Annotated in this window: 1 protein-coding gene; it reads right to left on the bottom strand. The window is 41.8% G+C overall.

Going from position 1 to position 746, the window contains the following annotated elements; translation table 11 throughout:
* On the bottom strand, nucleotides 1–746 hold a 746-nt coding region (locus A3729_RS32030; protein WP_197475467.1), incomplete at both ends, for a hypothetical protein.

Raw genomic sequence — 746 nt, 5'->3', positions numbered from 1 at the left:
AGGCTGACTCGATGCTCGATACCCAGGCTGTCGGTAAACGAGTATTGTTGTTCGAACAAATCCGATAAACCATCTAGATCCGAGTCCGAAGGCGTAGGACATTCATCACTCACATCAACACAGCTACCTAGACTACGTTCCAATGAATTGCTTAGGCCATCATCATCCATATCTTCGCTATCTGAATCAAAATCCCTAGCAATTATGCTATTAAAATCTGTTGAAAAGTCATACTCTTCAGGCTGGTCGAAGTTGGAAAACTGAGCAAGCGTACCTTCTGCAAATAAGGACTCCCACCATTGAGGTAAGCCGTTGTCATCGGAATCTCCAACTTGAACCACATCAAACCTTAAGCCGGCAGAACCGCTTTCATCAATATTTGAAGGCTGAGTTAGAGCCAAAACATTAAACCCGGTAGGTATTAGAGCAACAAGCTCACGACCGTAATAACTTTGCTCAAGACTCCACTCACCTGTAAGGCCATAACTTAAGCGTAATGCATTATTAGCGCTCATAGATTGAATATGATGATCCTGGTGATAGATACCCAGATTAAAATTACTGCTATTGTCATATTCGAAACTTAAATCATTCGTGTCAAAGGTAACGCCGTTCGAAATATAGAGTTTTGAACCAGCGACCTCTTCTTTCACATATAAGGGTGACACGAGTGTTTGATCTGATTCAAAAATAGTTTGTGACAAACTCTTACCAGGAACATCCACGACAAGTTGCACCAACTCACT

This window comes from Oleiphilus sp. HI0043 (assembly GCF_001634935.1).
The sequence above is the reverse complement of the archived record's forward strand: the minus strand, read 5'-3'. Positions and strand labels throughout refer to the sequence as shown.